The following is a 20369-nucleotide window of genomic DNA, read 5'->3' on the forward strand; positions in this document are numbered from 1 at the left end:
CCCTCACTATCCACCCCGCTCTTTCTGTCCCGCGTCCACCCCACCCCCCCCCCCCCCCCCCCCCCCCCCCCCCCCCCCCCCCCCCCCCCCCCCCCCCCCCCCCACCGCTGTGTCGCCGTCCGCTCGGAAAGCGCCGGCCGGGCAACGCAGGATCCGAGCGGGGTTCGACATGACAGCACAGCTTTCGGCCCACCTGTACCAGGAGCCGCCCGTGGGGCCGCAGCAGGTGCGCGCTCGGCAGGAGGCGGCTTCCGCCAACCGGTGAGGCCCGATCGCGGCAGATTCTTCCTTCACCAGAAGGGTGAAATCTGCTTTTGCATGAGTAGATTTTCGTTCCTGACATGGGTATGCTTCTTCTCGTAGACACGGTCGACGAGACCCGGCAGACACGAACTGGCGGGTGGCTGAGTACGAAGTACGCAGGTCAGTGCGGCTCTCGAGCCTCGAAGCCAGAGTGTTCCCAGAACGGGTGACGGGGCTGAGAGCCGCACTGGGCGGCTCGCACGTCGAGGAGCTGCCAACAGCAGTACCGGTTCACTCAGAGGTTGTTCAGAGAGGAAGGGAGGAGCAGACGCCATCAGGATCGCCCGGCCCGAGAAGCACTCGGCCCGGGTACCGCAAGACCCCGGAATGGATGGTGGTCCCCGGTCAAGCAGCTGCGATCCCACCGCACCCCCCTCTACGGGCCGGGTAGCGGAAACAGAAGGTCGGCACAGCAGTAGGGCCGACAGATGGTGTTCAATTTCCTCCGGGGCCCTGGTGCCGTACGCACCAGGGCCCCTCGACGCGTTGCACAACGAGGTGACATGACATCGGACAACCCCCTGAATGATCGTCTGGACGACGACGACTACCCCGCGTACACGATGGGCCGGGCAGCCGAGATGCTCGGCGCCACCCCGGCTTTCCTCCGGGCCATCGGTGAGGCTCGTCTGATCACTCCGCTCCGCTCGGAGGGAGGACATCGCCGGTACTCCCGCTACCAACTGCGGATCGCCGCGCGCGCCCGGGAGCTCGTCGACAAGGGGACTCCGATCGAAGCCGCGTGCCGCATCGTCATCCTCGAGGACCAGCTCGAGGAAGCGCAGCGGATCAACGCCGAGTACCGTCGTGCCGCCAGCGAATCGGCGGGCCGTGCCGGCTCCGACTCCGCCTGAACACGCGCGCGCGTGCCGTATCCGGAGCGCCGTCTTGCGGCCGAAGGAGAGCACGGCTCGGAAAGTCGCCGGTCCGCTGCTGCCGGACCGACGCCGCCCTCGCCTCCGGGAGGCGCACCCCGCCGGAAGGGCTGTGCACTCGCCAAGGGTCCCCGGGCACGTCGACGGAGACAGCGGCGCCAAGCGCAGAACCCGTTCGCGCAAGCGCTTCGGCCGGCGTCCTTCGACGCCGTGCCCACCGCGTGCCCATAAGAGCGGACAACCAGGGTCACCAGCGGTACCAACCGGCCCGTGCAACGGCGCAGGCGTATCCCGTCCCCGCAGGTCCGCACCACAAGCGCACCGCCGGACCAGGCAGGCTGGTGACGACGTGGCGAAGTTCACCGGCTGACCGGCGGCCGAGTACGGAGCCGCGGTTCCAGGAGATCGAGGGCCTCCTCCCAGCGGAAGCTGTCCGCGCCACCGCCCGCCTTCGGCCGGTGGGGCTCGTACGAGCCGATCAGGACGTCCATGTCCCGAAGCTGGTCCCGGCTTCGCCGATAGGCGGGATGAGCCGCCTGGGCGGCGTTCAGATACGGCAGGACAGCCGATGGGGACACCCGGGCCGGGACGACAGCGCCGGAACGGACCCGGGCCTCTTTGCTGTGCGGGGTGGTCAGTTGCCGCGTGCCGGATGCGCGCCGGAAGGCTCGGCGACCTCCTTCTCGACTGCCTCAGCCCGAGCCTTCCGAACCGTGGCGTCGAGGCCGGCCACTACCCCCTCCTGACGCTCCCCATCCGACCAGCCGTAGATAGAGGATCGCGTTGGTCACCGACTCCGAGATCAACAGGACGCAGTCCTCGATCGAGCAGGTGGGGCAGCAGGGAGGGATGAGTCATTTCATCGGTTCAGGAACTTGGAACCTGTTTGGGTGATCATCGAAAGACATCGACCGAAGATGCAGCCTTGCGGTATCGGCGCCGAGAATAATGACCGGCATGCTGACGTCGATCAATCTCGGACAGTGGATGCTTGTCGGAGTGATGATTGCCATGGGGGTTTCTTTTTCGCTTCTCGCGTGGAGACTTGCACTCGGGGCACATCAATTGTCCGCCGAGAGCAGCGTCCTTGCCGGTATGGGGGGCGGCCTGATCACCGGTTTCGCCGTCAGCCTTTCCATGCTATTTCTGCAAGAAGCCCTGAAAAGCTCCCAAGAGGAGGCGGCGTGGCGTGCAAACGTCACCATCGCCTCTTCCATTCGCGGATTCAACCCCGAAGGACATTCAATCGAAGGGATGAACTTCAACGGGAAGGACCTCTCCGACGCCAATTTCCGGGGATGGGACCTCACTGGCTACCAATTTCGTGACGCGTCACTTCGAGGTGCAGACTTCAATCATGCCATTTTGAAGGACGCCGACTTCACCGGAGCAGACCTATCGACCGCCATTTTCCGCAAGGCGGACCTGACTGATGCGCAACTCTTGACTACAGACCTCGGCTCGGCCGACATGCGCGAAGTATCTTCGCTGCGGGGTGCCACGGTGAATGCCTTGACATGTTGGCCCCCCAAAAGATTGCAGAGTCCCCATATGGGAGATGTTCGCCCGATAAAAAAAATTGACGCCAAGGGCCGTGCGGTCATCAGTAAAGGACGACAGGGGCCGTGCCCAAATAATGCAGCAACGTGGCCCGACAGGCTTCAACCGTTCGCGCCCGCTCCGTGAGGAGACAACTCAGGCCCGCCCGTCGTCACGGAGCGGAAAGTACGGTGGTCCCAGGGCCAGACCGACCGGCTTGTACGTGATCTTCGAAGCCTTCATGACCTCGATCCCTTCCGGCGACCGCACAACAGCCATACGAGGGCCGCTGCCCCGGCGACGGCAAGCAGCCGGGAACGGTTCTCGCGTACCAGGCGCGCGCCGTGGGCCGTCCTCGCGCGCACCGGCTCGGGCGCCTGCTCCTGCCACAACCGGCCGGCCTGAGCGGCCTTTTCACGGGTTCGTCCGGCTGCGCGGGCCGTTGTTTCCCTGACCGGTTCGGGCAGCTTGTCGCGCAGGTGGGACGCCGCCTCAGCGGCCTTGGACCTGGCCTGCGCCGTCTTCGCCGCAACCCGTTCCGTCAGCTCACCGGCCTTGGTGGCGGCGTTTCCCTTGATCTCGGCGGCCTTCTCCTGGGCGCGGGCCTTCACGTCGGTCTTGGCAGCGAGCGCTTCCACCGTGTCCCCCAGTTCCTGGCGCGTCTGCTCGATCTGCTCGCGCAGCTCCTCGGGGCTGGAGGCGGTGGGCTCGTCGTGGGCCGGCTGGGTCATCGGTGCGCACTCTCCTTGATCTCGGCCACGTCGGCCTTCACGTTCTCGATCCTCTCCTCGGGCGTGGGCGGTGCGGCCCGAGCGACCTCCCTCTTCCCGGTCAGCGCCATCACCGCGGCGACGACACCGAGCACGGCGGTCACGACGAGGGTCGCGGCCCACACCGGCAGCGGCACCGCTGGAGCATCAGGAACCCGACCACGCCGGCCCCGCCGAACAGCCCGCCGCCCTTGCCGTACCTTCTGCCCTTCTCCTTCATCTCGGCCTGCCCGAGGCGCAGTTCGTCTCGCACCAGATCCGTCAGCTGCTGCGACGCACGCTGCACCAACTCCCCCACCGGTTCCGAACCATGTGCTGTCCCTCGACCTGATCCGGGTCGAGGCTGCGTACTCGACACGGCGATCACCTCCCGTCGTATCCGTCGTCCGGCCTCGGGCGCCGCAGCGCCAGGCCGCCGGTGAGGGCGCGGGTACCCCGGCCAGAGCGTTTCAGGACAGCGAACTCGACTGTCAGGGAGGCGAGAGGCCGTACGGCCGCACAGCAGGACGGCCGGCCTATGGGACCGTCACGCCTGCCGGACGGATCGCCCGTCACCGCACGCCGGCAGCCCGTCGTCGAGGACCTGGCCCGCTGCACCTCAGCCGTGGGCCTCCCGCGTCGGTCGATGCGTGGGCTGGTCGGCCTTTCCCGGCGGTTTCGGAGCACTATGTGGCCCCCGGGCGTGGTGCGGAGCCCGCTCACGGGGTTCAGCACCGTGATCTCGGGCCGGTGCCCGAGGCGTCGGGGCTGCCGGGTCGGAGGAGTCCAGGCTCATGGAAACGGGCTCGGTACGAGATCCGGCCGCCGGGCCGGAGGCGTCGAACGTCCTGGAGGAGGGCTGGTCCCGACGGGTTTCGGCCGGTGGGCCGGCGCTGGGCCTGCTCTGGGGAATCGCCGTGCCGGAGGGCGGATGGGCGGCGGTCCGAGTCGTGTCGGCCCGGTCGTCACTGCTTCCGCCGGCACCCGGGGCGACGGCGAGTGTCGTCCCCAGGGCCACGGAGAGTGCGGCCAGGGCGGTCCCCACCGCCGTGCGGCGGTTGTGCCGTGCACCGCCCGGACGTTGGGACCGACCGGCCGCCGCCGTCCGCCTCCGTGTGGGCTCCTCGGCGCAGGGGTGAACGGTGCCGGGTGCTGGAACGCGGGCCGGGGAGGGCGGCGAGAGCGGCAGCGGGTACGGATCGCTTCCGGAGTCGAGGGCGGAGAGCGTGTGCGCGCACTGCTCGGCGTCCGGGCGCGCCTCAGGGTCCCGGGCGGTCATGGTCCGCAGGAGGGCCGCCAGGTCCGGGCAGAGCCAGGCGGGGAGCGTGGGCGGGCGGTGCAGACGGGCGATCGCCGCCTCCAGCGGGGTGCCCTGGTACTCCAGTTCGCCTTTCAGGCACTCCAACAGGACCAGACCGAGGGCGTAGACGTCCGTGGCCGGTCCGACGTGCTTTCCCTCGACCTGTTCGGGTGCCAGATAGGCGGCGGTGCCCGTCAGCACGTCGGGTGCCGTGTGGCGGGTGGCGTCAGCCAGGCGCGCGATGCCGAAATCGGCCAGGTGGGGGGCGCCGGCCGCATCGAGCAGGATGTTCGACGGTTTGACGTCGCGATGCACGATGCCGGCCCCGTGGACATGGGCGAGCGCCCGCGCGAGGGCGGCGCCCAGATCGGCCACGCGCCGCTGCGGCAGCGCGCCGCGTCCCAGGAGGCCGCGCAGCGTGGGGCCGTCGACCAGCTGCATGACCAGGTAGGTGCGGTCGTCGTGGCGGCCGGCGTCGTAGACGGTGACAAGCCCGGGGTGCTCCAGGCGGGCCAGGAGGAGGGCCTCAGCGGCGAGACGGTCCTCGGTCTGCGGCTCGGAGCCCGGCCGGAAGACCTTGACGGCCACGGGCCGCCGAAGGCGCGTGTCGACGCCTTCGTAGACGTCGGCCATGCCTCCCGATCCGACCTTCCCGCTCAGCCGGTACCGGCCGGCCAGGACATGGGTGGACTGCGTACCCGCTGGAATCGGCGCGGGAGTCGGCGGGGCTGCTGATCGGCGGACCTTCATCTGGTTCTCCGTTGCTGTCACCGCGTACCGGACTCGGCCAAGGGCCCCTGCTGCGCGGCGGGTACCCCGAGGCCGTGCCGATATCCGGACGAAGACCGCGCCCCGATGGCGTCCGGGCCGGCCGGTCATCCCGCGCTGTCACACGGCCCACCACGCCCAGGGGGCTCGATGGCCGGCGAGGTTCGGGACGCGCCGCAGGCGGTGAGAGGCGGAGTCCCGACAGTTCGGCCGGCCCCGCTGTTCGTCACCTATGCCGCAGCCAGGACGGGCGCGGCCATCGTTCCGCGCTGCTTCACGGGACGTGCCGTCTTGGTGTGGCGAGCGGCGAAGACGTAAAGGCGCAGGACGACGAAGCGGCCTGTGCCGGCAAGGGCGGAGGCGCTGAGGTAGACGAGCTGCTCGGTGAGCAGGCCGGCGGAGGGCTGCGCCAGATGCAGGATGAGTACGGCGACGCTGGTCGCCAGGTAGGCGGCGGTGGCCGAGCCGGCGGACTGCCAGTGCTCTCGCCATCCGGCGCCGCGTCCCTTGCCGAAGGTGTAGCGGGCGTGGAGTTCGGTGCACAGCAGGGTGGAGGCGACGGTGGTGATCGCGTTCGCGACCGCCCAGTGCGTGATCGTGGTCAACAGCGGTACCGCAAAGCTGGAGAGGACTCCGACGCCGCCCCCGAAGATCACGAACCGTATGAAGGAGGCGATGGGGCCAGGGCCGGCCGGGGTCGCCATCTCGGGCTGCTGTGCGAGCGGCGACTTCATGAGGTTTCTCCTTTACAGGCTGCGGGCGTTGATGTCGCCGTAGGCGGTGGTGGCGTGGATGGTCAGGCCGGCGGCGGTGCCGTCGGTGTTCTCGAGTGCGTTGCTGATGCGGCCGTAGGCGGTGCCGGCGTCGAGGGAGGCGGAGACTCCGCGGGCGGCGCCGACCGAGATCTCGCCGTGTTCGGTGCGCAGGGTCACGGTGCCGCGCACGGCCTCGGTGACGCGGATGTCGCCCTTCTGGGTGCTGATCTGCGCGGGGCCGCCCAGGCGGCCGATCCCGATGTCGCCGGCCTGGAGGGTGAGGCGGGCGCTGTCGGCCTCGTCGAGCTTGACCGTGGCCTGGGCGCCTTCGAAGGTGACGTCGCCGAGGCGTCCGACGCCGCGGAGTTCGGCGAGGGCCGCCTTCGCCTCGACACGGGAGCCGGCGGGCAGCTGGACGGTCACCTCGACGGAACCGGAGTTGCCGAGGATCCGGTTCTTCGCCTGCGGGGCCGCGATCCGCAGGACGCCGTCGCCGTACGCGACCTCGATCTGCTCCGCCGCCTTCACGTCACGGCTCTTCGAGGCGGTCGCCGGCCGGACCTCGACCCTGGTGTCGGCCCGGTCGGCGGCGATCAGCTGGATGCGTCCGGCGGGGATGTCGAGGACTGCGGTCACCGCGGCGGGGGTGTCGAACTTCTGCATCGGGCTCTCCCTCAGTGCGCTGCTTCGTTTCCGATGACAGAAACGCTACGTTGCATTCATGGATCCGGCAACGTATTTATTGCAAGACAGCACCATCACTGCAGGTGAGAGCCCGGAAATCGTTGCGATGACCTCCGGATTAACGCAACAACCCCCACCCTTGCTCATTGCAATGGGTGGGGGTGAAGGCCATGTGGGAGGCCGGGAGCGGGCCGGCGGTCGTCAGCCGGCCGTCTTGGCGATGATGCGCTCCATCTCCTCCCGGCCGAAGGCCCGCAGTGTCGTGGAGCGGACATTGCCCACTCCACCGAGCTGGAGGAGCGCTGCCGTGGCGGTCTCCTCGTCGGGCGCCTCGATGACGGCCACGAGGTCGTACGGGCCCACGGTCCAGTAGACGCTCAGGAGCTTCGCCCCGAGCTTCTCCACCGCTGAGCCGAAGGCCTCGGCGCGCTTCGCGGTGTCCTTGTAGTTTCGGATCCCTTGATCGGTCCAGCTCAGCAAGGCGACGTACGTCGGCATGTTCTTCCACCTTCACGAGGAGACACATCGCGAGGTCAAGCCTGGGCGTTCAGGTATGAACATGCATAAGATGCGCACCCGAACGAGCGATCACAGGCATCGGACGTTCGGGCGCGCTGCCCGCACCGCTGTCAGGCGGACGGATTGACGACGACCTTGGCCGAGTTGTTCTTGCTCTTCGGGTCGAAGGCGAAGGACGTGCCGCGCTCGGGCCGGGCGACGACGCGGCCCGTCGCATCCGGGACGACCCGGTCGATGCGCAGCTGGAACGGGAAGCCGACCTTCAGATCCGGCTTGGCCCACATCGGCAGGGTGCAGGCGTAGTGGCCGATGGCCGGGTCGTCGCCGGAGGCCCAGGAAGGTTGTAGGGGAGCGACGCGGGGTGCGTGGCTCTCACCGGCTCCTTGATCATTCGGGGAGCGTGCGGCCGGCCGTCGCCGGTCGGCCCGCTAGGGGCGGACGTAGGGCCTGGTCATGATTTCCATGTTGTGGCCGTCCGGGTCGGCGAAGTAGGCGCCGCGACCGCCGAACAGGCGGTTGATCCGGCCCGGTTCGGTGTGGCCGGGGTCGGCGTAGTAGGTGACCCCGACCGCCTCCAGGCGGGCGATCATGACGTCGAACCGCTCGTCGGGCACGAGGAAGGCGTAGTGCTGCGACTGGATCGGCTCGTCCCTCTTCTCGTAGTAGTCGAGCGTCACGCCGTTGCCGAGGTCGACGGGCAGGAAGGGCCCGAACGGGGCGCCGACCTCCAGGCCCAGGATCGCGGCGATGAACTCGGCGGACAGGTGCCGGTCGCTCGCGTAGACGGCGGTGTGGTTCAGCTGGACGGCGGCCGCCGACAGCTCGGATGCGTGCGGGTGCCGCTGGTCATGGGACATCGGTGGTGTGTCTCCGGTCTTGGGATCTGCGGATCCGTGGATCCGCTGCGATGGGGGCGCCGCGCGCGGCGCCAGGAGCAAAGACGCGGAGAAAGGGGGCGGGCCTCTTGCCCGCCTCGCGCTCACGCCGAGGCCGGGAACCTCACTCGTGCATGGCCCATGGCCGACCCGGCAGTCACCCGGACGACCTTAGTGACCGTCCCGGGCCGGGGCAACGCCGTTCCTGCGGCCACCACAGCACGCTGCTCGCGCTCTCAGTGCGACCGCGTGGTTTCGTACGGCGCGGGCGCGGGCGCCTTGGTCCAGGCCACCGCGCCCTCCTCGTACACCACCCGCCAGCCGTCGCGGCACAGCGCCATGGTGAGGTCGGTGTCCTCGGCGAGGGTGACGTCACTGACGCCGCCGAGGCCGAGCAGCGCACGGCGGCGGAGCGCGCCCACCGCCCCCGGGACGGTCGGCATGCACTCGGCGAGGAAGACCGGCCGCTCCGACTCGCTCTGCTGCGCGGCTTGTTCCGGCACCCAGGGCAGCGTGACCGTTTCGGTGGTCGCGCTGCCGCCGTACGCGTGACCGTGGGCATAGGCGTACCCCACGCCGCCGTACGGATCCTCGCCGTACGTTCTGCCGCTCTCGTCCGTCCACTGCACGGGTCGTGCCCCCTGTCCCGGCCGACCGGCGCGGTCGTCCGCTTGGAAAGAGCGCCATCGGCCGAAACTGTTACACCCGAGACGTGCGTTGCGGGCGAATCACGACAGAACACCCCGGTCCGGCAGCCACTTCACCACCGCGTCCCCGCATTCGGCCGTCTGCGCGTAGAACGCCTTCAGCTCCTGGTGAGCCGCCGCGAAGGCGTGCCACGTCCGGGGCTCCGCGATCACGCCGCCGTAGCGCGGCAGCAGTTCGTCGCGGGCGAAGTCCCACAGCGCGACGAAGTCGGCCGCGGTCAGGAACCCGGCCACCCGGCGGGCCTGAGCGGCCGTCAGCACCAGGAACGGCGCCCTGCGCCGGTCGACGCGGCACACCGGCCGGCCGCCGAGCACGACCTGGGCCTGGGGCCGGTCCACGGCATGCCGCGGGAGAGCGCCGGCATAGATGCGCTCCTGGTCCAGATAACGCTCGTCCAGCACCTCCTCACGGCGCCGGCCGACCCGGAGCCGAACGACCTCCGAGTCTTCCTCCTCGAAAAGTCGTTCCATCCAGGTCGCGCTGTTGCGCAGTGCCGCGGGCGGCACGGCTCGTAGACGGAGGTACGCACTCATGCCACAAGGAGCGCACGGGGACGCCGAAGCATTACGCGGCGCCGCCGGGGCCCGCCTTCCGTGCGGGGGCGGCCGGTCCCTGTGCAGTGGGCAGGGCCCGGCCGCCCCGACCCTCTCCGTGCCGCTCACGGGGGGAGACCGAACGGCACGGAGAGAGGTCCGGGGGCGGGTCGCGGTGCCGACGGGCGGCGGGCGGTCGCCCCGGCCCGCCGGGTACCGCACCCGGCACTCCTGCAGCGCACGGCCGACGCGAGACGTCACCCGGGCGAGCCGGCGCCGCTCGCGCGGGGGCGGTGGGACGCGAGGGGCGCCTGGTGCGTGGTGACACTTCTGCGAGCGCGGACGCTGGTCACCATGGGGCCGTCGACGCGACCTGAGCACGGGCGGACGGCATGGAATCGCTATGAACCGGTGCGAACGAGGACAGTCTTGGGCCAGGCACGTCAACCCCGGCGCGTACAGGCGTACGACGGGGAACTGGGCGCGGCAGTCGCGCGGGCCCAGGACGGCGACGAGGACGCTTTCGCGGCCGCCTACCGGATCGTGCAGCCGGGCCTGCTCGGTTACCTGCACGGCCTCGTCGGTGACGACGCGGAGGACGTGGCGTCCGACGCCTGGCTGGAGATAGCCCGCGACCTCGGACGGTTCAAGGGCGACGGCGCCGGCTTCCGGGGCTGGACCGCGACGATCGCCCGGCACCGGGCCCTGGACCACCTGCGCCGGCAGCGGGTACGGCCCCGGGCGGGAGGGACGGAACAGGACGTACTCGACCTGCCCGGCCCGTACAGCACCCATGAGCAGGCCCTGGAGTGCCTCTCCACCGAGCGGGCCCTCGAAATGGTCCGCGGGCTGCCCCGGGACCAGGCCGAAGCCGTGCTCCTGCGGGTCGTCGTCGGCCTGGACGGTCCCGCCAGCGCACGGGTTCTCGGCAAGCGCCCAGGAGCCGTGCGTACTGCCGCCCACCGCGGCCTCAAACGCCTCGCCCGCCAGCTGGGCGTCGGCGGCGAGGCGGAGCAGGGTGTGACGGATGGGGCTTCCCGAACGCTGGGGGAGTCGAAGTGAACAACGACGTCGACAGTGTGCGTACGGAAAGGCGCCAGACCTCTACGTCGAGCGAATCGAAAATGTCGGACAGGAACGGAAACGCACATGGGTGAACGGCTGAGCGGCGACGGCGTCCCGGGCCGTCGACGTGCGCACCCGGGCGGCGCCGTGTCCGGTCCGAGGGACGTGCATGAATCCGACCCGCTGGAGACGTTGCTGGCCACCGTCATACGTGCGGACCGCATCGATGCCGAGGCCGAGCAGCGGGCCCTGGCCGCCTTCCGGACCGCCGCCCACGGTGCGGGCGCGCGCCGGGCGCGTACCCGGCGCCGGGACGACTGGCGGCAGCCCGAGGAACGGCGTGTCCGGCGCCCGGTGCGGATGACGTTCGGAGTGGTCCTCGCGAGCCTCACCCTGGGCGGTGTCGCGGTCGCGGCCATCGGTTCCGCCGGCTCGTCCACGGACGGTGCCGGTACCGGCCCCAGGCCCGCGCACCCGTCGGCGGTCGCCACGGACCAGCCGGGCGCCGCGGCATCGTCGGCGTCCTCCGCCGGCCCCGGACCGACGGACCGCCCCTCCCCCGCCCAGGACAACGAGGCCCACTGCCGTGCCTACGAGCAGGTCAAGAGCCGCGGCAAGGCACTCGACGCGAGGGCGTGGCAGCGGCTCGTCACGGCCGCCGGCGGAAAGAACCAGGTCGCCGCGTACTGCTCCGAGCAGCCGACCCGCGCGACGGCCGCGCCGAACGGGCCGGCCGGGACGGGCAGACCCGGCGAGGGCGCGGCAGGCGCCGGCGACAGCGCAGCGGGGAACTCCGGCGCCTCCGGCACCGGCACGTCCCGCACCGGCGCGTCCGGTGACAACCCCGGCGGCACGGACAACGCGACCGGGAACGATCAGACAAGCGGCGGGAGCGGCCGGACAAGCGGCGGAAACGACCAGGCGAGCGGCGGGCAGGGCGGCGGGAAGAACCCGTAGCCCGCGCGCAGGCGCCTCGCTTCCCGGACCGGACCGGCCGGAAGGCGTTGACCTCAAGTCAGGTTGAGTTTCTACAGTCGCTCCCGTGCAGCCGGCTCAGGCGAAGACGGAGGGATCGGCCGTGGAGTACTCGCACGACGACGCCGGACTGCTCCGGCAACCCATCGGCTACTGGAGCTGGGCGGCGTACAACGCGGTCGCCACCCGCACCCGGGCCGCTCTCGCCGAGATCGGCACCACCCAGCCGCAGTGGTGGGTCATCGCGCAGGTCGCGCGCGCCGGTGCCGTCAAGACGCGCGGCGAGGTGTCCCTCCTTCTGGGGAACTACCTCGACACGGGCTCCGACACCGTGGAGTCGGAGATCGGCAGGACCATCGCCCGGGGCTGGGTCACCGAGGATGCCGAGGGCCGCCTGAACCTCACCGCCGAGGGCAGGGCGTTCTTCGAGAAGGCCGCGGCCGTCCAGGGCGAGCTGCGGGCGGAACGGTGCGCGGGCATCTCCGACGAGGAGTACCTGACCACCATCAAGGTGCTGCAGCGCTTCATCCACAACACGGGCGGGCGGGCCTCTCACCACTGAGGTGAGCAGAAACCTGTCACGGCGACGACACATGTCCGACCCTGCCGGAGTTAGGGTTGTCGGACGAGGCAGATGGTGCTGAACCCTTCGGGACACGGGGGCCGCGCACGCCCGGGTCCCTCGCCGCGTCCCCGAAACAAAGGTGCTATGCCCGCTGAGAAAGCCCCTGTCGCCGGCAACCTCGACGACGACGACTACCCCGCCTACACCATGGGGCGTGCCGCTGACGTGCTCGGCACCACCCCCGCCTTCCTCCGGGCCGTCGGCGAAGCCGAGTTGATCACTCCCCTGCGTTCGGAAGGCGGCCACCGCCGGTACTCCCGCAGCCAGTTGCGCACGGCCGCGCGCGCCCGTGAACTCGTCGACCAGGGCACCCCGATCGAGGCCGCGTGCCGCATCATCTCCCTTGAGGACCAGCTCGACGACGCCCTCCGCCTGAACCGGGAGATGCGCCGGAAGCTGGACGAGCGCGGCGCCGGCGCCTAGCCGCGCCGGTACGGATATCTGGTCCCGCCGGTACAGAAATACGGGCTCCCAGGGGATGAGGATTTCCGGAAGGCCTCAAAACACGGGAGCCGCCATGCGACCTGTGTTAACGTGATACCAGTTGCAGTTTTGGTTGCCAGAGACTTGCTTTCTTTGCACAGCTTTCCGGATCTTTCCGGAGGGGTGATCATCGCGGCGACTCGGATCCGCAAAGTGCGGAGTCCGGCACTGCCCCCCAAGGGAGATTCATTATGGCGACTGGCACCGTGAAGTGGTTCAACTCGGAAAAGGGCTTCGGCTTCATCGAGCAGGACGGCGGCGGCGCTGACGTGTTCGCCCACTACTCGAACATCGCGACCTCCGGCTTCCGCGAGCTTCAGGAAGGCCAGAAGGTCAGCTTCGACGTCACGCAGGGCCAGAAGGGCCCGCAGGCCGAGAACATCGTTCCCGCCTGACGCCGACGCGTTCCTGGGGCCGGGGCCCGCACCCTTCGGGGTGCGGGCCCCGGCTCATTTCTTTCCCCGACACCGGGAAACCGCTTTTCGCATTCCCCTCGGCTCATTCATGCGAATCCGCGTACGGCTCCTCGCCACCGCTGGACGGAAATTCCCCGATACGCCGCACGGAGGAATAAAGCGATCCCCGAGCGACGACCGACCGGATTTCAAGCGGGTGCCGTCACCCCTTGCTCGCCCGCGGACGGCGTCGCCGCCAGGAACTCCACCACGGCCAGCACGAAGACCAGGCACAGGGCGATGCCGACCACGACCCAGCCGGTGGGGTACGGCCACAACAGGTAGACCAGCAGCGACACGGCCACCAGGATCCAGGTGATCCAGGTGCGGTAACGGCGTACGAAGGGGCCGACCGGCCCGGTGCGCAGGCCGGCGCGGTCGGCGGTGGCGCGTACCGCTCCGATGCCGGAGGTCCACAGGTGCCTCACGAGCCCGGCGCGGCGGCCCGGGCCGGTGAGCCAGGCGCCCAGGGCGACGACGACGCCGAGAGCCACGACCATGCGCACGGCGGTCTGCAGGAAGTGGGTCAGGGTGTCGTACACGGCGCCGGCCGCGTCCTGGGAGACACCGGCGGGCAGCCGGTCGAGGTAGATCGCCCGGAACACGCGCAGGCCGATGCCGAGAAGTCCGGTGGCGACGGCGACGCCGAGGCAGCCCGCGACCAGGGCCCGGCGGCGCCGGACCGAGAGCAGTACGCCGGCGGCGATCAGCACGACGGCCAGTACCGGCAGCCAGTTCCCGGCGAGCTGCAGCAGCCGTACATAGGTCTTGATCTTGCCGATCTCCTGGGATCTGACGAGGGTGAAGTCGGTGTGCACCGCGGGGATGTGCTCGGCGACGCTCATCCCGGAGTCGACGAGTCGCTGCTTGACCTGGTCCACGAGGGGGCCGAGGTCGAGGGTGACCGTGTCGTTCTTCAGCTGTACCGCGCCGCCGCCGCTGCCGGTGAGGGCCTTGTCGAGGGAGCTGTGGATCCTGCGGTTGGCATCGGTCCAGACGGTCGCGAAGGCGTTCGACGCGGCGATCTCCTGGGCCTTGTCGTGGACGAAGCTGCGTACGGCCCCCTCCAGCGAGTCGCCCAGCCTGCCGCCCAGCGCCTTCTGCAGGCGGGGCCGGTCCTCGGGGGCCGCCTCCGCGAGCAGGGCGGGCAGGTCGATGCGGTTCATCAGCGCGTCGGTGACCCGGTTGGCGACGGCGTCCTGCACGTCGGGGTTCGAGGCGAGCGGGGCGACCGTGGCCACGTAGCGGTCGGTGTCGCCCACCTCGTCGGCCGCCCACGCGGCGACGACGGAGAGCGGGGCGAGGACGCATCCGAGGACGAGGAGCACCGCGGCGAGGAAGGATCTGCCGTGGTGCCGGGGAGGCCGGGCGTGTTCGCCCTCGAGGGCCGCGACCCGCGCGCGCAGCTCCCGGAGTTCGGCCTCCCCGGACCGTTCGCCGCCCTCGTCCGCGTGTGCGCTGCCGTCCGTCACCCGTGCCTCCCGGTCGTTCCGCTCGCTCTGTCTGCCAGCGGACCGTCATCGGGACGCCTCCGCGAGCAGGCAGGGGCCGTTCGGGTCATCGGGCGGGTTCTCCGCACGCCGGGCGGGCGCCGTCACCGGGCCTTGGGCGCGGGCCGGGCTCACCGTCCGCACGGGCGGATCCACGCCGTACAGGGGGACCGGGCCGCCCTCGACGCGCACGGCTCCCTCGCCCAGGTCCTCGGCCGGTCCGCCCCGTGCCGTCCCGTGCCGTTCCGGTCCGCCCCGTGCCGTTCCGGGACGCGTCCGGTTCCGCCGCCCGTGGCCCCGGTCGGGGACCGGTGGCCTGCCCGCCGTTCTCAGGCCGCCTGGCGTGGGTCCGGCCTGAGCACGGCGAACACCGCCTGCGCCGGGTCGGCCAGCCAGGCGATACGGCCGACGTCGGGCACGTTCGCCGCCGGCATCAGCACCGTCCCGCCGTTGCCCTGCACCGCGTCGGCGACGGCGTCCGCGTCGGCGACCGCGAAGTACGGCACCCAGCGCGCGTCCTCCTGACCGGAGCGCAGCGGGGCCACACCGCCGAAGGAGCCCTCCTGCTGGTCGCCTTCCTCGATGCTGAGCACCTGGTACGACATGCCCGGCGCCCGCATCTCCTGGGTGCGCCAGCCGAACAGCCCGCGGTAGAAGCCGATCGCCGCCTCCGGGTCGCCGACGTGCAGTTCGACCCAGACCAGCGCGTTGTCCTCGGACACGGTCTCCAGGCCCTGCCGGGACTGCAGCGCGGCGAACCGGGCGCCCTGGGGGTCGGTGAACTGGGCCATGGAGATCTCGCCCATGGTCATGGGTTCGGCGCGCACGGTGCCGCCGGCGGACACCACGTCACGGGCGGTGGCCCGGACGTCGTCGGTCCGGAAGTACGTCATCCAGGCGGAGGAGGCGCCCTCCTCGGTCAGCGGCCCGAGGGCGGCCACCGTCCTGCCCTCCTTCCGGAAATAGCCGTAGCCGCCCGCCTCGGGACCGGCGGAGGAGAACCGCCACCCGAAGACGGAGCCGTAGAAGGCGACGGCGGTGTCCGTGTCGGGGCTGCCGAGGTCGATCCAGATGGGCGATCCGGTGCGGAATTCTGTGCCGAGCATGCGCTTCCTCCTGCCGGTCCGGTGCGGAGCCGCCCGCCACTATGCCGACCGGCGGGGCGGGGGACGGTGCGTCGGCCCGGATGCCCCGGTGGGTTCACCCGGCCGGGTACGAGAATCTGTGCAGGAGTGCCACACGGGCTGCACACAGCCTTTCGAAAGGCTCGTTAGCGTGACTGATCGCTCGATCCCCTGTGCGAGCGTGACCAGGCCGTGGCCCAGGCGGGCCGACGGCGCAGTCAACTCAGGAAGACCGCGCATGGACTACTGCTCCTCGTGCCGTCGGCACCTCAACGGCGCCCTGGTGTGTCCCGGATGCGGCGCGTACGCCCCGGACATCGCCCCGCCCGGCACCGACGGCCCCGGTGCCCTCGGCGAACCGTCCTGGGCGGCCGGCTCGGCGAGCACCGGCATCGCGTACGGCACGACGACCACGGGCACGACGACCGCGGGCGCGCCGGCCGCCGGCCCGGCCGCCGAGGTCGGGGAGCGCGGCGCCGGGGCACCGGCCGCCGGCCCGGCCGCCGAGGTCGAGGACGCGCCTCCCGCGCCACGGGGGCGGGCGGCGCGGCGCCGTCAGATGGCCCGCTGGAAGAAGAGCCGGCGCCGGGCAGCGGTGGCGACCGCCGTCGCGATCGTCGGAGGCGGCCTGACCATCGCCACGATGGACCGGAACTCCGCCGACCGGGCACAGGCGGCGGCCGCCCCGGACCACAGGAGCATGGACGTGGCCGAGGAGCGGACGGACGAGCCCACCCGGGCGGTGCCGACGCCGTCCACCCCGCACCGGACGGCCCGCACCACCACCCCCACGGCGCAGTCGCCGGCCGCCGACGTGCCACGGCAGCAGTCCCTGCCGGCCACCCCGCGGACGGCGCCGGTCACCCGGCCGGACACCACCGCCGTGTCGCACCGTCAGGTCGTGGCGGACACCCCGCGGCCGCGGGCCACCGCACCGTCCGCCGCCGACACGGCCCCCGACCACACCGGTACGGCGCCGGCGCCGGCACCGGCCACCACGGACGACGGCACGAACACCGGCTCCGGCACCGGCTCCGGCACGCACGACGGCACGGAATCCGGCACGTCCGGGACCGCCCCGGCATCCGACCCGACCTCGCCGGCGCAGCTCTGCCTGGTCCTGGTGTGTCTCGGCTGACCTGCCGCGTTCCGCCGGTCGCGACGGCCCGCCGGGCGGGGGCCGCGTCCGTGGGGACCGCCGCCGAAGGGGATCAGTACTCGTCGTCCTCGTCGACCGTCTTCACCGGCCGGGTCCGGCCCGGCTCGGGCAGCTCCGCCAGCTCGGCACGCACATGCAGGATGTCGCCGATGAACAGGTCGTAGATCAGGATGCCGATCGTCCCTCCGACCAGCGGACCGACGATCGGGATCCACCAGTAGGCGCTGAACGCGCCGGACACGCTCCCCGGGAACGCCAGGCTGTCCCAGCCCGCCGCGTAGGTGAACAGGCGCGGCCCGAAGTCACGGGCGGGGTTGATGGCGTAGCCCGCGTTGGCGCCGTAGGACATGCCGATGGCGGCGACGACGAAGCCCACGATCAGCGGACCGAGGTTGGCCTTCACGGCCTGGTTGCGCAGATCGATGACGGCGGCGATCAGCATGAGCAGGAAGGCCGTACCGACGATCTGGTCGATCAGCGGCCCCCAGATGCCCCCGTGGAAGTACGGCGCCGGGAAGGTCGCGAAGATCGAGAACGTGGCGTTGGTGTGGCCGTTCACCTTCGGTCCCGGCACAGCGGCGTCGAAGGCGTCGATCGCGTTGTGGTAGACGAGGTAGACCAGGGCCGCCCCGACGAAGGCGCCGAGGAACTGGGAGGCCCAGAACGGCAGGACCTTGGCCCAGGAGAACCCGCGGCGCACGGCCATCGCCAGGGTCACCGCCGGGTTGAGGTGGGCGCCGCTGACGCCGCCGGCCACGTAGACGCCGAGCATGACGGCCAGACCCCAGCCCCAGGTGATCAGCAGCCAGTCGCCGGCGGCGAGGAAGATCGTGGTGGGGGTCGCGGCCCGGCCCGAGCCGGGCAGCGCGGCGACCGCCATGGCGACCACGCCGCAGCCGAAGGCGATGAGGACGAAGGTTCCGAGGAACTCCGCCAGGCACTCGCCCAGCAGCCCACCCCGGCTTCTGAGCCGGGACGGCTTGACGAGCGGAGGGATTTCGACAGCCATTGAGGGCCCCTTTGAAGAGGACAATGCGGCCAACATCACCATATTGGCTCACAAAGTCACTCCACGCAGGGTGACAGGGCTGCGTCAGCTGCCGAGGTCGTCGGCGTAGCGCCGGAACCCGTGCCGTTCCTGGTGCATGCCCCACAGGGTCTGCGCGAGCACGGCCGGATCCTTACGGGCGTGGCCGGCCACGATCGCCCCCGGAATCACGAGCTGGGCCACATGGATGCCCTCCGCCGCCAGGCGCTCGTGCAGCAGATGCCCGTACGCGCTCTCCGCGGCGAAGGCGATCGAGGTGCCGGCCCGCTCGGTATGGGGCACGGCGGCGGTGCCGCCGTTGACGAACAGGATGGTCCCGCGCCCGAGCCGCCGCATCCCCGGCAGCACCTGCCGCACTGCGGCGACGGGCCCGTACACGGAGAACTCGATCGGGCCGATGAGATCCCGGTGCCCGGTGTCCAGCACGGGCCGCATGAAGTCCCGGTGCGGGACGGGGCTGTACTGGAGCACCTCGATGGTCCCCAGCGCGTTCGCGGCGGACTCCAGGGCCGAGGCCAGCTCCTCGGGCCTGCGCACATCGGCGGCGAACCCGCGAGCGGTGATCCCCTCGTCCGCGAGTCCGTCGACGATCACGTCCAGACGCTGCCGGTCCCGGGCCACCAGGGCGACGTCGTACCCTTCCCGCCCGAACCGGCGCGCGACGGCGGCCCCCAGCCCGGGCCCGGCTCCCACGATCGCGATAGTGCCCATGCCCACCATCCGTACCGCACGCGGCGTGCCCCCACACGCACCGCCGTGGAGCCGGCCGCTGCCGTCACGGCCGCGGCCGGGCCCCCGCGGGTTCGCCGGTGCCCGCCGCCGGCCCGGCGGCCCGCATCCGCTCCGCCTGCACCCGGGTGACGGCCCGTACGGCGAACGCTCCCGCGACGGCCGCCCCGACCACGGCCGCGTCGCTCACGAGCAGCGGCCACACCTCGTTGTACGCGCGGGCGATGATCTCGTCGGTGGAGTCCTCGTAGAGGAGCCCGACCCCGCTGAGCATGCCGACCAGCCACAGCCCCCACCACACGTCGACGGCGACCGGTGTCCTGCGCCCCGGCGCGGTGGCCGCGAAGGCGTCGACGACGATGCCCCGCGGAAACCACAGGTTCACGACGGGCACGATCCACCCGAGGTACACCCAGATCCCCGCGTACCTGGGAGCCTTTCCCGACAGGGCACGCGCGTTGTCCCGCAGCCGCCACAGCCACGACACGAAGAGCAGCGCGCAGAGCACGGCGGCACCGCCCGCCAGGGCGGTGACGAAGTGGTACGCGTTCTCCAGCGCGTCGAGCGGCCGGTGCACCCCGTTCCCCTGGTCCGGCGGCCCCGAGGCCGGCTCCCCGGCCAGCGCCAGCCGGATCTCCCACCCGCCGCGCATCACCCAGGCAGCCCCGGCCAGCAACAATCCCCCGACGGCCAACCGCCCCGACACCTCGACGGGCCGCAGCCCGAGGGGTCGGACCGAGGCCTGGTCCATCTGTACGGTCACCGGGTCATCTTCACGCACCCCCGGCCCGGCCCGCCAGGCGCCTCGTGACGGGCGTACGGCTCAGGCCATCCAGAAGAAGACCGCCGTCATGCGCTTCTCCTGGAGTGTCCTGCCGCAGTAGGCGGTCGCGCTGTGCACGAGGTTGGCGTTGTAGAGGAGCAGGCGGTTGTACGCGTGCGGGACGCGGACGTCCTCCTCGAAGGCGTCGGGGGCGACGAAGCGGGTCCCGAGGGCCTCGACGAGGTTGTTGTGCGGGGCCTGGACGACGTTGCCGCCGAGCCGGCCACCGGGCAGGGACTGGCGGTAGAAGCTGGTGCCGCAGCTCTTGGGCACGTGCGGGTTGAGGTACAGCACGGCCGCGTACCGGCACAGCGCGCGGGAGTCGGTGTGCGGGCGCGGCGCGCTCTCGCCCTCGCCGACCACCTGGACGCAGTTGTGGTTGAGGGTGCCGCCGCCGGGCGCCTGCTGCACCCACAGCTTCCCCGCGCCGGTCGACTTCCTCACCAGCCGTTCGACGCGGGCGAGTTCCCCCGGCTCCAGGCCGGGCATGGCCCGCAGGCCCGGCCAGCTCTCGGAGGCGTACGGGTGGCCCTCGACCCAGTCGTCCTTGGCCAGGCACCGCTCCCGTACGGCGTCCACGTCGGGCAGGACGTCGTCCAGCACCCAGTAGTCGCGGCCCTTGGTGGGCTTGCGGTAGGGCAGGACGGGGAGCGCGGCGGGCGGCCTGGGGGCCGGCTGGGGGGGCATGCGGCGAATCTAGGCCGCGGCCGCTCCGGCTTCTCCCGGCGAAAGGTCAACTTCTCCCGGAGAAGGGTCAACCTTTCCTCAACCGATTGTCATGAGCA

General features: G+C 71.3%; 22 protein-coding genes and 3 pseudogenes. 8 read left to right on the plus strand and 17 right to left on the minus strand.

Annotated elements, in window-relative coordinates:
• Positions 1-806: 806 nt before the first annotated feature.
• Complete coding sequence (locus tag ACZ5CW_RS28940; protein WP_067004705.1) at positions 807-1157, plus strand: MerR family transcriptional regulator; 351 nt, start codon at positions 807-809, stop codon at positions 1155-1157.
• Between the two features lie 380 nt (positions 1158-1537).
• On the opposite strand, the pseudogene ACZ5CW_RS28945 reads toward ACZ5CW_RS28940, so the two are convergent.
• Positions 1538-1765, minus strand: a pseudogene (locus ACZ5CW_RS28945) (flavoprotein); the annotation flags it as partial.
• Positions 1766-2135: 370 nt separating this feature from the next.
• Here ACZ5CW_RS28945 and ACZ5CW_RS28950 point away from each other — a divergent pair.
• On the plus strand, positions 2136-2864 hold the full coding sequence (locus ACZ5CW_RS28950) for a pentapeptide repeat-containing protein (protein ID WP_468606416.1): 729 nt from the start codon (positions 2136-2138) through the stop codon (positions 2862-2864).
• Positions 2865-2956: 92 nt separating this feature from the next.
• Here ACZ5CW_RS28950 and ACZ5CW_RS28955 read toward each other — a convergent pair whose 3' ends face one another.
• From ACZ5CW_RS28955 to ACZ5CW_RS29000, 10 genes and pseudogenes are all read right to left on the minus strand, one after another.
• The gene (locus ACZ5CW_RS28955; protein ID WP_468606418.1) at positions 2957-3448 is read right to left on the minus strand and encodes a DUF3618 domain-containing protein; all 492 of its coding nucleotides are present in this window, start codon (positions 3446-3448) and stop codon (positions 2957-2959) included.
• A pseudogene (locus ACZ5CW_RS28960) lies at positions 3445-3785 on the minus strand (phage holin family protein). The gene ACZ5CW_RS28955 and the pseudogene ACZ5CW_RS28960 overlap by 4 nt, the downstream one beginning before the upstream one ends.
• A 300-nt stretch (positions 3786-4085) precedes the next feature.
• The gene (locus tag ACZ5CW_RS28965) at positions 4086-5516 is read right to left on the minus strand and encodes a serine/threonine-protein kinase (RefSeq protein WP_468606420.1); all 1431 of its coding nucleotides are present in this window, start codon (positions 5514-5516) and stop codon (positions 4086-4088) included.
• Positions 5517-5764: 248 nt separating this feature from the next.
• A complete protein-coding gene (locus ACZ5CW_RS28970; protein WP_468606422.1) occupies positions 5765-6268 on the minus strand; it encodes a GtrA family protein in 504 nt (167 codons plus the stop codon).
• Positions 6269-6280: 12 nt separating this feature from the next.
• A complete protein-coding gene (locus tag ACZ5CW_RS28975; protein WP_468606424.1) occupies positions 6281-6952 on the minus strand; it encodes a DUF4097 family beta strand repeat-containing protein in 672 nt (223 codons plus the stop codon).
• A gap of 222 nt (positions 6953-7174) precedes the next feature.
• Entirely contained in the window at positions 7175-7471 is a 297-nt protein-coding gene (locus ACZ5CW_RS28980) for a GYD domain-containing protein (RefSeq protein WP_468606426.1), read from the minus strand.
• Positions 7472-7602: 131 nt separating this feature from the next.
• Positions 7603-7776, minus strand: coding sequence for a hypothetical protein (locus ACZ5CW_RS28985; RefSeq protein ID WP_468606428.1), 174 nt, complete (start codon positions 7774-7776; stop codon positions 7603-7605).
• 144 nt (positions 7777-7920) lie between these two features.
• Positions 7921-8349, minus strand: coding sequence for a VOC family protein (locus ACZ5CW_RS28990; RefSeq protein ID WP_468606430.1), 429 nt, complete (start codon positions 8347-8349; stop codon positions 7921-7923).
• Between the two features lie 290 nt (positions 8350-8639).
• Positions 8640-8816 (minus strand): annotated as a pseudogene (locus ACZ5CW_RS28995) (glycosyltransferase family 2 protein); the annotation flags it as partial.
• Positions 8817-9095: 279 nt separating this feature from the next.
• Entirely contained in the window at positions 9096-9608 is a 513-nt protein-coding gene (locus tag ACZ5CW_RS29000; RefSeq protein ID WP_468606432.1) for a DUF1877 domain-containing protein, read from the minus strand.
• 429 nt (positions 9609-10037) lie between these two features.
• On the opposite strand from ACZ5CW_RS29000, the gene ACZ5CW_RS29005 reads away from it, so the two are divergent.
• The 5 genes from ACZ5CW_RS29005 (at position 10038) to ACZ5CW_RS29025 (ending at position 13151) form a co-directional block, all read left to right on the plus strand.
• A complete protein-coding gene (locus tag ACZ5CW_RS29005) occupies positions 10038-10670 on the plus strand; it encodes an RNA polymerase sigma factor (protein WP_468606434.1) in 633 nt (210 codons plus the stop codon).
• A gap of 87 nt (positions 10671-10757) precedes the next feature.
• Positions 10758-11630: a hypothetical protein gene (locus tag ACZ5CW_RS29010; RefSeq protein WP_468606436.1), complete on the plus strand. Its 873-nt coding sequence runs from the start codon at positions 10758-10760 to the stop codon at positions 11628-11630.
• Between the two features lie 121 nt (positions 11631-11751).
• Positions 11752-12210, plus strand: coding sequence for a MarR family winged helix-turn-helix transcriptional regulator (locus ACZ5CW_RS29015; protein WP_468606630.1), 459 nt, complete (start codon positions 11752-11754; stop codon positions 12208-12210).
• A gap of 147 nt (positions 12211-12357) precedes the next feature.
• Positions 12358-12696: a helix-turn-helix domain-containing protein gene (locus tag ACZ5CW_RS29020; protein ID WP_468606438.1), complete on the plus strand. Its 339-nt coding sequence runs from the start codon at positions 12358-12360 to the stop codon at positions 12694-12696.
• Between the two features lie 251 nt (positions 12697-12947).
• Entirely contained in the window at positions 12948-13151 is a 204-nt protein-coding gene (locus ACZ5CW_RS29025) for a cold-shock protein (protein WP_003969786.1), read from the plus strand.
• 209 nt (positions 13152-13360) lie between these two features.
• Here ACZ5CW_RS29025 and ACZ5CW_RS29030 read toward each other — a convergent pair whose 3' ends face one another.
• Both ACZ5CW_RS29030 and ACZ5CW_RS29035 read right to left on the minus strand, forming a co-directional pair.
• The gene (locus ACZ5CW_RS29030) at positions 13361-14683 is read right to left on the minus strand and encodes a hypothetical protein (protein WP_468606440.1); all 1323 of its coding nucleotides are present in this window, start codon (positions 14681-14683) and stop codon (positions 13361-13363) included.
• A gap of 347 nt (positions 14684-15030) precedes the next feature.
• Positions 15031-15807 carry a VOC family protein gene (locus tag ACZ5CW_RS29035; protein WP_468606442.1) on the minus strand — a complete coding sequence of 259 codons (777 nt, stop codon included), beginning with the start codon at positions 15805-15807 and terminating at the stop codon, positions 15031-15033.
• A 256-nt stretch (positions 15808-16063) separates the two neighbouring features.
• On the opposite strand from ACZ5CW_RS29035, the gene ACZ5CW_RS29040 reads away from it, so the two are divergent.
• Positions 16064-16963: an SCO2400 family protein gene (locus ACZ5CW_RS29040; protein ID WP_468606444.1), complete on the plus strand. Its 900-nt coding sequence runs from the start codon at positions 16064-16066 to the stop codon at positions 16961-16963.
• 73 nt (positions 16964-17036) lie between these two features.
• Here the strand turns inward: ACZ5CW_RS29040 and ACZ5CW_RS29045 are convergent, their stop codons facing one another.
• From ACZ5CW_RS29045 to ACZ5CW_RS29060, 4 genes are all read right to left on the minus strand, one after another.
• Entirely contained in the window at positions 17037-17993 is a 957-nt protein-coding gene (locus tag ACZ5CW_RS29045) for an MIP/aquaporin family protein (RefSeq protein WP_468606446.1), read from the minus strand.
• Positions 17994-18077: 84 nt separating this feature from the next.
• The gene (locus ACZ5CW_RS29050; protein WP_468606448.1) at positions 18078-18743 is read right to left on the minus strand and encodes an SDR family NAD(P)-dependent oxidoreductase; all 666 of its coding nucleotides are present in this window, start codon (positions 18741-18743) and stop codon (positions 18078-18080) included.
• Between the two features lie 64 nt (positions 18744-18807).
• Complete coding sequence (locus ACZ5CW_RS29055; RefSeq protein ID WP_468606632.1) at positions 18808-19512, minus strand: DUF4328 domain-containing protein; 705 nt, start codon at positions 19510-19512, stop codon at positions 18808-18810.
• Positions 19513-19584: 72 nt separating this feature from the next.
• The gene (locus ACZ5CW_RS29060) at positions 19585-20271 is read right to left on the minus strand and encodes a DUF6445 family protein (RefSeq protein ID WP_468606450.1); all 687 of its coding nucleotides are present in this window, start codon (positions 20269-20271) and stop codon (positions 19585-19587) included.
• Positions 20272-20369: the final 98 nt, after the last annotated feature.

It is taken from the genome of Streptomyces sp. NPDC031379, from assembly GCF_055569615.1.

Coding starts and splice junctions, on each gene's coding strand:
- ACZ5CW_RS28940 (WP_067004705.1), top strand. CDS start 807: ATGACATCGGACAACCCCCTGAATGATCGTCTGGACGACGACGACTAC.
- ACZ5CW_RS28950 (WP_468606416.1), top strand. CDS start 2,136: ATGCTGACGTCGATCAATCTCGGACAGTGGATGCTTGTCGGAGTGATG.
- ACZ5CW_RS28955 (WP_468606418.1), bottom strand. CDS start 3,448: ATGACCCAGCCGGCCCACGACGAGCCCACCGCCTCCAGCCCCGAGGAG.
- ACZ5CW_RS28965 (WP_468606420.1), bottom strand. CDS start 5,516: ATGAAGGTCCGCCGATCAGCAGCCCCGCCGACTCCCGCGCCGATTCCA.
- ACZ5CW_RS28970 (WP_468606422.1), bottom strand. CDS start 6,268: ATGAAGTCGCCGCTCGCACAGCAGCCCGAGATGGCGACCCCGGCCGGC.
- ACZ5CW_RS28975 (WP_468606424.1), bottom strand. CDS start 6,952: ATGCAGAAGTTCGACACCCCCGCCGCGGTGACCGCAGTCCTCGACATC.
- ACZ5CW_RS28980 (WP_468606426.1), bottom strand. CDS start 7,471: ATGCCGACGTACGTCGCCTTGCTGAGCTGGACCGATCAAGGGATCCGA.
- ACZ5CW_RS28985 (WP_468606428.1), bottom strand. CDS start 7,776: ATGTGGGCCAAGCCGGATCTGAAGGTCGGCTTCCCGTTCCAGCTGCGC.
- ACZ5CW_RS28990 (WP_468606430.1), bottom strand. CDS start 8,349: ATGTCCCATGACCAGCGGCACCCGCACGCATCCGAGCTGTCGGCGGCC.
- ACZ5CW_RS29000 (WP_468606432.1), bottom strand. CDS start 9,608: ATGAGTGCGTACCTCCGTCTACGAGCCGTGCCGCCCGCGGCACTGCGC.
- ACZ5CW_RS29010 (WP_468606436.1), top strand. CDS start 10,758: ATGGGTGAACGGCTGAGCGGCGACGGCGTCCCGGGCCGTCGACGTGCG.
- ACZ5CW_RS29020 (WP_468606438.1), top strand. CDS start 12,358: ATGCCCGCTGAGAAAGCCCCTGTCGCCGGCAACCTCGACGACGACGAC.
- ACZ5CW_RS29025 (WP_003969786.1), top strand. CDS start 12,948: ATGGCGACTGGCACCGTGAAGTGGTTCAACTCGGAAAAGGGCTTCGGC.
- ACZ5CW_RS29035 (WP_468606442.1), bottom strand. CDS start 15,807: ATGCTCGGCACAGAATTCCGCACCGGATCGCCCATCTGGATCGACCTC.
- ACZ5CW_RS29040 (WP_468606444.1), top strand. CDS start 16,064: ATGGACTACTGCTCCTCGTGCCGTCGGCACCTCAACGGCGCCCTGGTG.
- ACZ5CW_RS29045 (WP_468606446.1), bottom strand. CDS start 17,993: ATGGCTGTCGAAATCCCTCCGCTCGTCAAGCCGTCCCGGCTCAGAAGC.
- ACZ5CW_RS29050 (WP_468606448.1), bottom strand. CDS start 18,743: ATGGGCACTATCGCGATCGTGGGAGCCGGGCCCGGGCTGGGGGCCGCC.
- ACZ5CW_RS29055 (WP_468606632.1), bottom strand. CDS start 19,512: ATGGACCAGGCCTCGGTCCGACCCCTCGGGCTGCGGCCCGTCGAGGTG.
- ACZ5CW_RS29060 (WP_468606450.1), bottom strand. CDS start 20,271: ATGCCCCCCCAGCCGGCCCCCAGGCCGCCCGCCGCGCTCCCCGTCCTG.